Below are 12,248 nucleotides of genomic sequence, written 5' to 3'. Positions count from 1 at the left end.
AAAAAGCGCCGCGCCCCTGTGTAACACGGAAACCCAAGCAATCACGTGGTTTCTTGCTGTTTTGGCTGCGACGCATTGGTGCCTTGCAGAGGGCAGTTACGTCAATCGACGTATATGGACCTCCCTTCATCCATCCCAGTGTCCCCTCCCGGAACCAGCGCTCCTCCACCGGCTGGCGCCTAATGGGACATTTGAGGGATCAAACAGATGACAATGAAACTCACGCGCAGGGCGGTGCTCGCCGCAGCGCTGGCTGGCTCGATGGCCGCTTCCTTCGTGCCGGCGATGGCACAGGAAGACACCATCAAGGTCGGCGTCCTGCATTCGCTGTCGGGCACGATGGCGATCTCGGAGACCACTCTGAAGGACACCATGCTCTTCCTCATCGATGAGCAGAACAAAAAGGGCGGCCTGCTGGGCAAGAAGCTCGAGCCGGTCGTCGTCGACCCGGCATCCGACTGGCCGCTGTTCGCGGAAAAGGCCCGCGAACTGATCTCGGTGAACGGCGTTGCCGCCGTCTTCGGCTGCTGGACCTCGGTCTCGCGCAAGTCGGTGCTGCCGGTTTTCAAGGAACTGAACTCGATCCTCTTCTACCCTGTGCAGTACGAGGGCGAAGAGTCCGAGAAGAACGTGATCTACACGGGCGCCGCCCCGAACCAGCAGGCCATTCCCGCCGTCGACTACCTGATGAGCGAGGAAGGCGGTTCGGTGAAGCGCTGGGTCCTCGAGGCCACCGACTACGTCTACCCGCGCACCACCAACAAGATCCTCGAGCAGTACCTCAAGGACAAGGGTGTCGCCGCGGAAGACATCAAGATCAACTACACCCCGTTCGGCTTCGCCGACTGGCAGACCGAAGTCGCCGCCATCAAGGAATTCGGTTCGGCCGGCAAGAAGACCGCCGTGGTCTCGACCATCAACGGCGACGCCAACCCGCCGTTCTACAAGGAACTCGCCAACCAGGGCATCTCGGCCGAAGACATCCCGGTCGTCGCCTTCTCGGTCGGTGAGGAAGAACTGGCCGGCGTCGACACCACCAACCTCGTGGGTCACCTCGCCGCCTGGAACTACTTCCAGTCCGTCGATACGCCCGAGAATGCCGAGTTCATCAAGAACTGGCAGACCTTCATCGGCAATGACAAGCGCGTCACCAACGACCCGATGGAAGCCCACGTGATCGGCTTCAACCTGTGGGTCAAGGCCGTCGAGGCCGCCGGCACCACCGATACCGACGCCGTGCTGAAGGCTCTCGTCGGGCTCGAGGTTCCCAACCTCACTGGCGGTACCGCCAAGCTCCTCCCGAACCACCACATCACCAAGCCGGTGCTCATCGGCGAAATCCAGGCCGACGGCCAGTTCGACGTGGTGTGGCAGACCGAAGGCACCGTCCCGGGCGATGCCTGGTCGGACGCGCTGCCGGAAGACAAGGGCATCGAAGCCGACTGGACCGATCCGGTCGCTGGCTGCGGTCACTTCGACACTGCCACCAACACCTGCACGACGGCTCCGGCTCTCTAAGCCAGGCCACGAACACCAGCGAGGGCGGCCACCGCCCTCGCTTCCTCCATTCGAAGGCGAACACGATGGCCACCCGTCTCTTGCGACTGATTGCTTTCCTCTTCGCTTGCCTTTGCCTCACCGTGCCCGCCGCCCACGCCCAGGCCGATCTCGCTCCTCTCGTCGACGCCCTCGGCCAGGGTGGCTTTCCGCAGCGCGAGGCCGCAGTACAGGCGCTCGTCGCCACCGGCGATGAACGCGTGCCGCCGATCCTCCAGACCCTCGCCGACGGTGACCTCTACACCCGCAAGTCGGACGCCAAGGTCGTGCTGGCCACCAAGGCCGGCGCCGACTTTGCCCTGACCGACCCGGCCAGCGGCACCGACCTCGGCACCGTCGCTAAGGGCGAGGTCGACAAGATCAAGGTCAACAATGGCCTCCGCGGCAAGATCCGCACCGCCATCGGCTCGATGACGCTGCTCAGCCCCGACCGCACCACCCGCCTCGCTGCCGCGCAGAGCGTCCTAAAGAACGCCGATCCCGGCATGCTCGAGCTGCTCGGCACCGCGCTCGGTAACGAGACCGATCCCGACATCAAGGCCGTGATGCTGCAGGCCCACGCCTCGATCGTCCTCAAGACCGACGACGCCAGCCTTGAGGACAAGCGCGCCGCGGTCGACTCGATCGCCGCGCTCAGCTCGCGCAGCGCCCAGACCATCCTGACCCAGTACCTCGCGAGCGCCCCCGAGGAGCTGAAACCCGCCGTCGAAGCAGGCATCGCGACGATCGGCAACACGCTCGCGGCCTGGGATATCGCCCAGAACGTCTGGTACGGCATCTCGCTCGGCTCGGTCCTCCTGCTCGCCGCCATCGGCCTCGCCATCACCTTCGGCGTCATGGGCGTCATCAACATGGCGCATGGCGAGATGGTCATGCTCGGCGCCTACGCCACCTTCATGGTGCAGGAGGTCATCCGCGCGAACTTCCCGGGTCTGATGGAATACTCGGTGGTTATCGCCATTCCGGTCGCCTTCCTCATCTCCGGTGCGATCGGCATCGCCATCGAGCGCGGCATCATCCGCTGGCTCTATGGCCGACCGCTCGAAACGCTGCTCGCCACCTGGGGCCTGTCGCTGATCCTGCAGCAGGCGGTGCGCACCATCTTCGGCGCCAACAACCGGCTGGTTTCGGCGCCGAGCTGGATGTCGGGCGCGTTCGAGCTCGGCGGCCTCACCATCACCTGGGGCCGGCTCTGGATCGTGATCTTCGCCTTCGCGGTCTTCCTCGCGCTGCTCGCCGTGTTGAACCGCACCGCGCTCGGCCTCCAGATGCGCGCCGTGACGCAGAACCGCCGCATGGCCTCGGCCATGGGCATCCGCACCCCCTTCGTCGACGCCATGACCTTCGGGCTGGGCTCTGGCATCGCCGGCATGGCCGGCGTGGCGCTCAGCCAGATCGACAACGTCTCGCCCAACCTCGGCCAGGGCTACATCATCGACAGCTTTATGGTCGTGGTGTTCGGCGGCGTCGGTAACCTCTGGGGCACGCTGGTCGGCGCCATGAGCCTCGGCATCGCCAATAAATTCCTCGAACCCTACACCGGCGCCGTGCTCGGCAAGATCCTGATCCTCGTGCTCATCATCCTCTTCATCCAGAGACGGCCGCGCGGCCTGTTCGCACTCAAAGGCCGGGCGGTGGAACAGTGATCACCCAACTCCTCTTCCGGGCTCTCGACCGCAAGGCCATCTGGCTGGTCGCCGCGCTCGTCGCCTTCGCCATCATCGTGCCGGTGCTGAACCTCGTCGTGCCCGAAGGCAACCCGCTGCACCTGCCGAACTATTTCGTCTCGCTGCTCGGCAAGTACCTGACCTACGCGATGCTGGCGCTCGCCCTCGACCTCGTCTGGGGCTATTGCGGCATCCTCTCGCTCGGCCACGCCGCCTTCTTCGCGCTCGGCGGCTACGCCATGGGCATGTACCTGATGCGCCAGATCGGCAGCCGCGGCGTCTACGGCAACCCAATCCTCCCGGACTTCATGGTTTTTCTCAACTACCAGGACCTGCCGTGGTTCTGGCAGGGCTTCGACCAGTGGTGGTTCGCCTTCCTGATGGTGCTGTTCGTGCCGGGCCTGCTCGCCTTCGTTTTCGGCTATCTCGCCTTCCGCAGCCGCGTCACCGGCGTCTATCTCTCGATCATTACCCAGGCGATGACCTTCGCCCTGCTGCTCGCCTTCTTCCGCAACGATTTCGGCTTCGGCGGCAATAACGGCCTCACCGACTTCAAAGACATCCTTGGCTTCAACATCCAGGCTCCGACCACGCGCGCCGCCCTCTTCGCCGCCTCCGCCATCGCGCTGGCGCTGTCGGTGCTGATCTGCTCGGCCATCGTGAATTCCAAGCTCGGCAAGGTCATGGTCGCCGTCCGCGATGCCGAGAGCCGCACCCGCTTCCTCGGCTGGCGGCCGGAGAACGTGAAGCTCTTCGCCTTCGTGGTGTCGGCCCTCATGGCCGGTGTTGCCGGCGCGCTGTTCGTGCCGCAGGTCGGCATCATCAACCCGGGCGAATTCGCCCCCGAGAATTCGATCGAGGCGGTGATCTGGGTCGCCGTCGGCGGTCGCGGCACCATCATCGGGCCGATCGTCGGCGCCCTGCTCGTCAACGCCGGCAAGACCATCTTCACCGGCGCCCTGCCCGAGTACTGGCTGTTCGCGCTCGGTGCACTGTTCGTGGTGGTGACGCTGTTCCTGCCCAAGGGCATCGTCGGCCTCGTCGGCCAGATCCGCACCGGGACGACCAGGCGCAACTCGACCAAACTCGACCGCGAGAGCGCCGCCGCCGAGGACGGTGAAGACCCGACGACCCTCAAGACCACACCGGAGCCCGCCGAATGATCGAGGATCCCGATGGCACGATGCTCTACCTCAACGGCGTCTCCGTCTCCTTCGACGGCTTCAAGGCACTGAACGCCCTTTCGATCATCGTCCATCCCAACGAGATGCTTGCGATCATCGGCCCGAACGGCGCCGGCAAGACCACCATGATGGACATCATCACGGGCAAGACCCGCCCCGACGACGGCCAGGTCTATTTCAACGGTCGCACCGATCTCACCAAGCTCGACGAGGCGACCATCGCCAATCTCGGCATCGGCCGGAAGTTCCAGAAGCCTACGGTGTTCGAGAGCCACACCGTGTGGGACAACCTCGTCCTGTCGCTCAAGACGCCGCGCGATGTCTTCTCGGCCCTGTTCTACACCCGCTCCGCCGCGGACAATGCCCGCATCGAGGAAATCCTCGACACCGTCCGCCTCACCAAGCGTCAGAACGAACTCGCCGCCGACCTCAGCCACGGCCAGAAGCAGTGGCTCGAAGTCGGCATGCTGCTGGCGCAGGACCCAAAACTGCTGCTCGTCGACGAACCGGTCGCCGGCATGACCGACGCCGAGACGGTCGAGACGGCCAAGCTGCTCAAGGAGATCGCCAAGACCCGTTCAGTGGTGGTGGTCGAGCACGACATGAGCTTCGTCCGCGAACTCGGCACCCGCGTCACCTGCCTCGCCGAAGGCACGGTGCTCGCCGAAGGCACCCTCGACCAGGTCAGCGCCAACCCGGTCGTGATCGAAAGGTACCTGGGACGATGACTTGCTCCGGCGTGTATTGCCAAGACGCTGAAACAATGGAAGTTTCCCCCTCCATTGGGTCAGGGCGCTTGGTCATGCATATTTTGGGGTTACTACTTGCCGTTATTGCTGCGGCTGGGGTCTGGTATTGGCGATTCAAGGCCATGAAAGAGGTCACTGACGACGTATCGAACGTCGTCGGCCACGTTCGCGGCCGCTACCGCATGAGCAAGTTCAAGAAGCAGGCGCAGGGCTCCGTCCTCGCCAGCGTCGAGGACCCGGCGATGGCCGCCGCCATCTTCCTCTTCGCGCTTGCTAACGGGGACGAGGCGTCGCTGCACCTCACCGAAGCCGAGATCCACAGGCAGGTCTCTCGCATCGTGCCGGAAGCCGATCTCGACGAGACCCTCTCCTACGCCCGCTGGGCCGCTCGCGAGGTGGTCGACCCGCGCGACATCGTGCGCCGCTTCAAGCCACTCTGGCGCGAGAAGCTGACGCGCGAGGAGCGCATTCAGCTGGTCGGTATGGCCGAGGCCGTGGCCGCACTGGGCGAGGGCGACGAGCACAACCAGAAGCTGAGTATCACCACTCTACGCATGGCCCTGGGCCCGGATCAGAACCGATGACATCCGCACTCGCCATCAAAGCCATCGACCTCCACTACGGCGCCGCACAGGCGCTGAAGGGGATTTCCATCGAGTGCAAACCGGGGCGGATCACCGCCGTGCTCGGCCGCAACGGCGTCGGCAAGTCGTCGACCATGCGTGCCGTCACCGGCATCAACAACGTCTCGGCCGGCGAGATCGTCTTCGACAACGAAGTGCTAAAGAAGTCGCCGCCCTACAAGCGCGCCCGCATGGGCCTCGGCTACGTGCCGCAGGGCCGCGAAATCTTCCCGCTGCTGACGGTGAAGGAGAACCTCGAGACGGGTTATGCCGGGCTGAAGGGCGCCGACAAGAACATCCCCGGCTACATCTTCGAGCTGTTCCCGATCCTCAAATCCATGCTCGGCCGGCGCGGCGGCGACCTTTCGGGCGGTCAGCAGCAGCAGCTCGCCATCGGCCGCGCACTGGTCACGCGCCCCAAGGTGTTGGTGCTGGACGAACCCACGGAAGGCATCCAGCCCTCGATCATCAAGGACATCGGCCGCGCTCTGCAATTCCTGCGCGACGAGAAGCAGATGACCATCCTCCTCGTCGAACAGTATCTGGACTTCTGCCGGGAAATCGCCGACGACATCTACGTCATGGATCGCGGTGAAATCATGCATTCCGGCCCGGCCTCCGACCTGGACCTGCCTGAGGTACGCCGCCATTTGATGGTGTAGGTTTGACTCCAATCGTGCCGCCCCACCCTCATCCGGGCTTCGCCCACCTTCTCCCATCAAGGGAGAAGGCCCGACTGAGACGATTGTGGAGGACCCTTCTCCCCTTGTGGGAGAAGGTGCCCGCAGGGCGGATGACGGGTGAGCCACACGCGGTTCATTCGCAATGAACGCTATCTCCCTCCCCCGCCACCAGCGCGCCCGCGGCATCGGCCGCATCGGCACGCATGTGCTCGAAGGTCGCACCCGCCTCACCACCCTCTACCAGGAGGGCTGCGCCAAGATCCGGCTGCCCCACACCCACGATCCGAGCCTGCAGGCCGTTCTCATCAACACTGCCGGTGGCCTCACCGGTGGCGATGACGTCGCCTGGGAGGTCAACGCCGCCCCCGGCGCGCGTATGGTTCTCACCACCCAGGCCTGTGAGCGCGTCTACCGCTCGCTCGGCGACGACGCGACGGTCCGCACCCACATCAAAGTCGGCGCCGGCGCCCATCTCGACTGGCTGCCGCAGGAGACAATCCTTTTCCAGGGCGCCCGCCTCGATCGCAGCCTCGAGGTCGATCTGGCACCCGATGCCAGCTTTTTCGCCATCGAGGCGATCCTCCTCGGCCGCGAGGCGATGGGCGAGGACGCCCGCAACTCGCACCTCCGCGATAACTGGCGCATCCGCCGCAATGGCCGGCTGGTCCATGCCGAGGCGGCCCGTCTCTCCGCCGACCCGCTGGAACGCGATGGCATCTCGCTGCTCGCCGGCGCCAGTGCTTTCGCGACGCTGCTCTATGTCGGCACCGATGCCGAACTGAAACTCGAGCGCGTCCGTCCGCTCCTCACCGGCCAATCGGGCGCCAGCGTCATCGGCGAACGTCTCGTCATACGTGCCATGGCGCCATCCGGGCTTGCGCTCCGCCGGATCATCACGCCAATAATCGCGCATCTCTCCGGTGCGGGCACCCTGCCCCGCCTCTGGCATCTCTAGGACGAACCGCATGAACCTCACGCCTCGCGAGAAAGACAAGCTGCTGATCTCCATGGCCGCGATCGTCGCGCGCAAGCGCCTCGAACGCGGTGTGAAGCTCAACCATCCCGAGGCGATCGCGCTCATCACCGATTATGTCGTCGAAGGCGCCCGCGACGGCCGCTCCGTCGCCGACTTGATGGAGGCCGGCGCCCATGTCGTCACCCGGGCCCAGGTCATGGAGGGCATCCCCGAGATGATCCACGACATCCAGGTGGAAGCCACTTTCCCCGACGGCACCAAGCTCGTGACCGTCCACGAACCGATCAGGTGATCCCCATGGCCTTTGTTCCCGGCGAAATCATCACCGTCCCCGGCGAAATCGAGCTCAATGCCGGCGCGCCGCAGATCACCCTCGAAGTGGCCAATACCGGCGACCGGCCGATCCAGGTCGGCTCGCACTACCATTTCTATGAGACCAATAGCGGGCTGAGCTTCGACCGCGAGGCCGCTCGCGGCATGCGGCTCGATATCGCTGCCGGCACCGCGGTGCGCTTCGAGCCGGGCCAGGCGCGCGAGGTGCGGCTCGTACCGCTGTCCGGCAGCCGGACCGTCTACGGCTTCCAGCAGAAGGTCATGGGCAAGCTCTGACCCCGGCGCCAAAGACAATGGAAAGGGCGCGGCACCGAGGTGCCACGCCCTTCTACTTCGTTCACGGGGGATATTAGCCGCGGACGAGAATGGTCACGTCCGTTTCATCGGTCGCACTGATGCCGATCACGTCATCGATCGAAGCACCATAGCTCTCGAGCTGGGCCAGGAACTTGGGGTTGGCCTGCAATGCGGCCTTCAGCGAGTCGAGATCGACCTGTTCGCTGGCGAGACCCGTGCCGGCCAGCACCGCAGCTTCGTCACCCGCCGGTACCGTCTGGAATGACAGCGTGGTCGCCGACGAAAGGGCACTGGTTGCAGAGATCCCGTCGACCGCGAAGGTCATGCTGCCGGCGCTGAGGGTAAGCGCCGTGGCGAGGGCAATTGCCTTGAGATTCATCATCTTACGTCTCCATTCAATGTTGCACTAAACAACGATGGGGAGACGTCTCAGCCGGGCCAAGGTTGCCTCACGCACGGTCACAGTGTTTTGCAGCCTGGTGATGCAACCCTAGAGGTCGTTGGCGTACAGCACCCCGCCGCCGTCCCCCGAAACATGGAGCGAGACGATCTGATCCAATGACACATTGGAGTTGCGGATCGCCCGCATGGCGAACGGGTTGATGACGAGGTTGGACTGCAGGAAGCGGATGTCGCGCTCCTTCAACTCGACTGCGGCGTAGAGCCGAGCCGCGTTCTGTTCGGCGCCGGCCAGCGACGAGAGGCGGACGACGCGCAGCCCTGGGGCACTGTCGGCCCGCTCGGCATCGCGCAGGAACTTCGTCCCGCCGATACCCGAGATGATCTCGTTGATGTCCATGAACTGGGCCAATGCCACCTGCGGAGCAGCCATCAGCAGCACGGCGACGAGCGCGGCGAATCGGATTTTCATCTGAGCCTCCAGAAGTTTGGCGCCAACAGATATCGGCGCTGTGGCGAAATGCGGGTGTTCTAGCCAACAGACGTTTGGCATTCCCCTTAAATTTCGTTTAGGGATGCGCCGGTTTCAATGGGCAGGATAACGATGGCGACCAAGGAAGAGGATTTCAGGGAACGCTTCGTGGCGGTGATGAAGGACTTGCACGAGAACGGCCAGACCGACCAGGAGGCCATGTTCCTGATCGGCAGCCTGGCCTCGACCCTGATGAAGAGGGGCAACTCGCCAAGCTGGCCGACGTTTAAGTCCACGCTTAAGCCCGTCGATTACTCTCTGCTGCTGTCCGATCTCGAAAAGCAGGGCAACAAGTTCCACAAGGACGGCAAGCGCAAGCACGCCTTCGCCGTTCAGGTGCTCGCCATGTCGGTCGTTGCCGACAGCCAGACCCATCGCGACGTCACCGAGGGCAACAAGCTGCTCAACCAGTATATCGCTGGCCTGGTCCGTGCCTTCCGCAAGGCCGAGTCGATGACGCCGAAGCCGAACTAGCCCTTGGGCGGCAGCGAGCGCAGGTACTTGACGATCGCCTGCACGTCGTCGGGCTTCATGTGCGCGTAGTTGCCATAGGGCATGGGCGGATTCATCGCCGAGCCGTCCGGCCGCTTGCCCGTCGTGATGATCGCCGCCACCTGCTCGTCGGTATATTTCGAGAGCCCCATCGGCGTGATGTTGGCCGAAACGGCGACGCCCCACGGCCCCGGGAACTCGACCCCGCCCTGTCCCAGATGCGTGTCGAACATCGGCCCCATCGGCCCGAAGGTCGTGTGGCAGACGATGCAGTGCCCGACCGGACCGGCGAGATACTCCCCGTACTCCACCGTCACCCCTTCCGGCACATCGGCGACTGACGTGATCGGCGGGCCCCAGGCGGGCGGCAGCGGGATCTTGTACTCGGACTTGCCCGGGTCGTTCTGGACCGCCGGCACCGTGCGCAGATACATCACGATCGAGGCGAGATCGGTGTCGGAGAGGCCCTTGTAGACCTCGAACGGCATGGGAATGCCAATCACCGTTCCGTCCGGCCGGATGCCTTCGCGGATGGCCTTCATCAGCTCGGCATCGCTCCAGTCCTTGACGCGTCCGGCGGGCGTGATGTTCGGCGCGATGGCGGTGTATTGCTCGTTCTGCTCGACGAGCCGGCCACCCAGCGCCTGGTCCATCACCGGCCCGGTCGGCCCCAGCGGCGTATGGCAGTTTCCGCAGGCGGCAATCGTATTGACGAGATAGTCGCCCCGTTCCACTGAAGGCGCCGCCTGGGCGGCACCTGCAATACCTGCCCCCGCCACTGCCGCCAGAATAAATGCCTTCAACATACTGTCCCTCCGGGCTGCGTCCATTTGCCCCGCGGCGAGAAGCTACTTGGCTGTGGCGGCATCCCAAATTTGTTTCTGTTGCTCAGGATTTCCATTGCCGATTTTCCCGGCAGACGGCTGGACAGCCTTATGTTTAGGCGGTTGAAGTAGCCTGTTCGCGTCGCCTACGAGGTCCTATCCATGCCCGCTCGCATCTCCCGCTCGACCTATGCCCAGATGTACGGCCCCACCACTGGCGACAAGGTCCGGCTGGCCGATACCGAGCTGTTCATCGAGGTGGAGAAGGACCTCACCACCTACGGCGAGGAAGTGAAATTCGGCGGCGGCAAGGTGATCCGCGACGGGATGGGCCAGAGCCAGGCCACGCGCGCCCAGGGCGCCATGGACACCGTGATTACCAACGCCCTGATCGTCGACCACACTGGCATTTACAAGGCCGATGTCGGCCTGCACGACGGCCGCATTTCGAAGATCGGCAAGGCCGGCAATCCGGACACCCAGCCGGGCGTCGACGTCATCATCGGGCCATCGACCGAAATCATCGCCGGCGAGGGCAAGATCCTCACCGCCGGCGGCATGGATTCGCACATCCATTTCATCGCGCCGCAGCAGATCGAAGAAGCGCTGATGAGCGGCATCACCACCATGGTCGGCGGCGGCACCGGCCCCGCGCATGGCACGCTCGCCACCACCTGCACCGGCGCCTGGCATGCCCAGCGCATGATCGAGAGCTTTGATGCCTTCCCGATGAACCTTGGCATCGCCGGCAAGGGCAACGCCTCGCTCCCCGCCCCGCTCGAGGAAATGATCCTCGCCGGCGTCTCGTCGCTGAAGCTGCACGAAGACTGGGGCACCACCCCCGCTGCCATTGACAACTGCCTCGCCGTCGCCGACGCCTACGACGTGCAGGTGATGATCCACACCGACACGCTGAACGAATCCGGCTTCGTCGAAGACACCGTCCGCGCTTTCAAGGGCCGCACCATCCACGCCTTCCACACCGAGGGCGCCGGCGGCGGCCACGCGCCGGACATCATCAAGATCGCCTCGCTCCCCAACGTCCTGCCGTCCTCGACCAACCCGACCCGCCCCTACACGGTGAACACGCTGGCCGAGCACTTGGATATGCTGATGGTCTGCCATCACCTGTCGCCGTCTATCGCCGAGGACGTGGCGTTTGCCGAGAGCCGCATCCGCAAGGAGACGATCGCCGCCGAGGACATCCTCCACGATATCGGCTGCTTCTCTATGTTCTCCTCCGACAGCCAGGCCATGGGCCGCGTCGGCGAGGTGATCATCCGCACCTGGCAGACGGCCGACAAGATGAAGAAGCAGCGCGGCAAGCTGGCCGAGGAGACCGGCGACAACGACAATTTCCGCGTGAAGCGCTACATCGCCAAATACACGATCAACCCCGCCATCGCGCAGGGCATGAGCCGGCATATCGGCTCGATCGAAGTCGGCAAGCGCGCAGACCTCGTGCTGTGGAGCCCCGCCTTCTTCGGCGTGAAGCCCGAGATGATCCTCCTCGGCGGCTCGATCGCGGCGGCCCCGATGGGCGACCCTAACGCCTCGATCCCCACCCCGCAGCCGATGCACTACCGCCCGATGTTCGCGGGCTACGGCAAGCTCAAGACCAGTTCCACCGTCACCTTCATCAGCCAGGCCGCCTATGACGACGGCCTGCAGCAGAAGCTCGGCGTCGACAAGGGCATGCTGCCGGTCGAAAACACCCGCGGCGGCATCACCAAGGCCTCGATGATCCACAACTCGGCCATGCCGCACCTCGAGGTTGATCCCGAGACCTACGAAGTCCGAGCGGACGGCGAGCTGCTCACCTGCGAACCGGCCACGGTGCTGCCGATGGCACAGCGGTATTTCCTGTTCTAGCCGGCACTTATCCCCGCCTATATGTTCATGCTATGTTCACGTCGTTGAGTCGGGGAGAAC

Annotated in this window: 14 protein-coding genes; 11 read left to right on the top strand and 3 right to left on the bottom strand. The window is 64.4% G+C overall.

The genetic code is table 11. The features are described from left to right. The first annotated feature begins 207 nt into the window (after positions 1-207). From urtA to ACOYW5_RS00885, 9 genes are all read left to right on the top strand, one after another. Positions 208-1,518 (top strand): urea ABC transporter substrate-binding protein, encoded by a 1,311-nt coding sequence (gene urtA, locus ACOYW5_RS00925; RefSeq protein WP_423067394.1) that lies wholly within the window; start codon positions 208-210, stop codon positions 1,516-1,518. 65 nt (positions 1,519-1,583) lie between these two features. Then, the gene (gene urtB / locus ACOYW5_RS00920) at positions 1,584-3,203 is read left to right on the top strand and encodes an urea ABC transporter permease subunit UrtB (protein WP_423067393.1); all 1,620 of its coding nucleotides are present in this window, start codon (positions 1,584-1,586) and stop codon (positions 3,201-3,203) included. Then, entirely contained in the window at positions 3,200-4,387 is a 1,188-nt protein-coding gene (gene urtC, locus ACOYW5_RS00915) for an urea ABC transporter permease subunit UrtC (protein ID WP_423067392.1), read from the top strand. The genes urtB and urtC overlap by 4 nt, the downstream gene beginning before the upstream one ends. Continuing rightward, positions 4,384-5,136: an urea ABC transporter ATP-binding protein UrtD gene (urtD, locus tag ACOYW5_RS00910; protein ID WP_423067391.1), complete on the top strand. Its 753-nt coding sequence runs from the start codon at positions 4,384-4,386 to the stop codon at positions 5,134-5,136. The genes urtC and urtD overlap by 4 nt, the downstream gene beginning before the upstream one ends. 143 nt (positions 5,137-5,279) lie before the next feature. After that, positions 5,280-5,741: a hypothetical protein gene (locus ACOYW5_RS00905; RefSeq protein WP_423067390.1), complete on the top strand. Its 462-nt coding sequence runs from the start codon at positions 5,280-5,282 to the stop codon at positions 5,739-5,741. Beyond that, a complete protein-coding gene (urtE, locus tag ACOYW5_RS00900; protein WP_423067389.1) occupies positions 5,738-6,442 on the top strand; it encodes an urea ABC transporter ATP-binding subunit UrtE in 705 nt (234 codons plus the stop codon). Before ACOYW5_RS00905 ends, urtE begins: the two co-directional genes overlap by 4 nt. A 163-nt stretch (positions 6,443-6,605) precedes the next feature. Then, the gene (locus ACOYW5_RS00895; RefSeq protein WP_423067388.1) at positions 6,606-7,418 is read left to right on the top strand and encodes an urease accessory protein UreD; all 813 of its coding nucleotides are present in this window, start codon (positions 6,606-6,608) and stop codon (positions 7,416-7,418) included. A 10-nt stretch (positions 7,419-7,428) separates the two neighbouring features. Continuing rightward, positions 7,429-7,731 carry an urease subunit gamma gene (locus ACOYW5_RS00890; protein WP_423067387.1) on the top strand — a complete coding sequence of 101 codons (303 nt, stop codon included), beginning with the start codon at positions 7,429-7,431 and terminating at the stop codon, positions 7,729-7,731. A gap of 5 nt (positions 7,732-7,736) precedes the next feature. Continuing rightward, the gene (locus ACOYW5_RS00885) at positions 7,737-8,048 is read left to right on the top strand and encodes an urease subunit beta (RefSeq protein WP_423067386.1); all 312 of its coding nucleotides are present in this window, start codon (positions 7,737-7,739) and stop codon (positions 8,046-8,048) included. Between the two features lie 73 nt (positions 8,049-8,121). Here the strand turns inward: ACOYW5_RS00885 and ACOYW5_RS00880 are convergent, their stop codons facing one another. Both ACOYW5_RS00880 and ACOYW5_RS00875 read right to left on the bottom strand, forming a co-directional pair. Further along, positions 8,122-8,451 carry a hypothetical protein gene (locus tag ACOYW5_RS00880; protein ID WP_423067385.1) on the bottom strand — a complete coding sequence of 110 codons (330 nt, stop codon included), beginning with the start codon at positions 8,449-8,451 and terminating at the stop codon, positions 8,122-8,124. Between the two features lie 108 nt (positions 8,452-8,559). Beyond that, positions 8,560-8,940 carry a hypothetical protein gene (locus ACOYW5_RS00875; RefSeq protein WP_423067384.1) on the bottom strand — a complete coding sequence of 127 codons (381 nt, stop codon included), beginning with the start codon at positions 8,938-8,940 and terminating at the stop codon, positions 8,560-8,562. A 132-nt stretch (positions 8,941-9,072) separates the two neighbouring features. Between ACOYW5_RS00875 and ACOYW5_RS00870 the strand changes: the two genes are divergently transcribed. Then, a complete protein-coding gene (locus ACOYW5_RS00870; protein WP_423067383.1) occupies positions 9,073-9,474 on the top strand; it encodes a hypothetical protein in 402 nt (133 codons plus the stop codon). Here ACOYW5_RS00870 and ACOYW5_RS00865 read toward each other — a convergent pair. Continuing rightward, on the bottom strand, positions 9,471-10,298 hold the full coding sequence (locus ACOYW5_RS00865; protein WP_423067382.1) for a cytochrome c4: 828 nt from the start codon (positions 10,296-10,298) through the stop codon (positions 9,471-9,473). The genes ACOYW5_RS00870 and ACOYW5_RS00865 overlap by 4 nt on opposite strands. A 180-nt stretch (positions 10,299-10,478) precedes the next feature. On the opposite strand from ACOYW5_RS00865, the gene ureC reads away from it, so the two are divergent. Then, positions 10,479-12,188, top strand: coding sequence for an urease subunit alpha (ureC, locus tag ACOYW5_RS00860; RefSeq protein WP_423067381.1), 1,710 nt, complete (start codon positions 10,479-10,481; stop codon positions 12,186-12,188). The last annotated feature ends 60 nt before the right edge of the window (positions 12,189-12,248 follow it).

This window comes from Devosia sp. CN2-171, assembly GCF_049354815.1.
Lineage (GTDB): Bacteria > Pseudomonadota > Alphaproteobacteria > Rhizobiales > Devosiaceae > Devosia_A.
The sequence above is the reverse complement of the archived record's forward strand: the minus strand, read 5'-3'. Positions and strand labels throughout refer to the sequence as shown.

What these genes read in the sequence shown, in the direction of transcription:
- ACOYW5_RS00890 (WP_423067387.1), top strand. Translation starts at nt 7,429, where the DNA reads ATGAACCTCACGCCTCGCGAGAAAGACAAGCTGCTGATCTCCATGGCC.
- urtD (WP_423067391.1), top strand. Translation starts at nt 4,384, where the DNA reads ATGATCGAGGATCCCGATGGCACGATGCTCTACCTCAACGGCGTCTCC.
- ACOYW5_RS00895 (WP_423067388.1), top strand. Translation starts at nt 6,606, where the DNA reads ATGAACGCTATCTCCCTCCCCCGCCACCAGCGCGCCCGCGGCATCGGC.
- ureC (WP_423067381.1), top strand. Translation starts at nt 10,479, where the DNA reads ATGCCCGCTCGCATCTCCCGCTCGACCTATGCCCAGATGTACGGCCCC.
- ACOYW5_RS00905 (WP_423067390.1), top strand. Translation starts at nt 5,280, where the DNA reads ATGAAAGAGGTCACTGACGACGTATCGAACGTCGTCGGCCACGTTCGC.
- ACOYW5_RS00865 (WP_423067382.1), bottom strand. Translation starts at nt 10,298, where the DNA reads ATGTTGAAGGCATTTATTCTGGCGGCAGTGGCGGGGGCAGGTATTGCA.
- urtB (WP_423067393.1), top strand. Translation starts at nt 1,584, where the DNA reads ATGGCCACCCGTCTCTTGCGACTGATTGCTTTCCTCTTCGCTTGCCTT.
- urtA (WP_423067394.1), top strand. Translation starts at nt 208, where the DNA reads ATGACAATGAAACTCACGCGCAGGGCGGTGCTCGCCGCAGCGCTGGCT.
- urtE (WP_423067389.1), top strand. Translation starts at nt 5,738, where the DNA reads ATGACATCCGCACTCGCCATCAAAGCCATCGACCTCCACTACGGCGCC.
- ACOYW5_RS00885 (WP_423067386.1), top strand. Translation starts at nt 7,737, where the DNA reads ATGGCCTTTGTTCCCGGCGAAATCATCACCGTCCCCGGCGAAATCGAG.
- ACOYW5_RS00870 (WP_423067383.1), top strand. Translation starts at nt 9,073, where the DNA reads ATGGCGACCAAGGAAGAGGATTTCAGGGAACGCTTCGTGGCGGTGATG.
- ACOYW5_RS00880 (WP_423067385.1), bottom strand. Translation starts at nt 8,451, where the DNA reads ATGATGAATCTCAAGGCAATTGCCCTCGCCACGGCGCTTACCCTCAGC.
- ACOYW5_RS00875 (WP_423067384.1), bottom strand. Translation starts at nt 8,940, where the DNA reads ATGAAAATCCGATTCGCCGCGCTCGTCGCCGTGCTGCTGATGGCTGCT.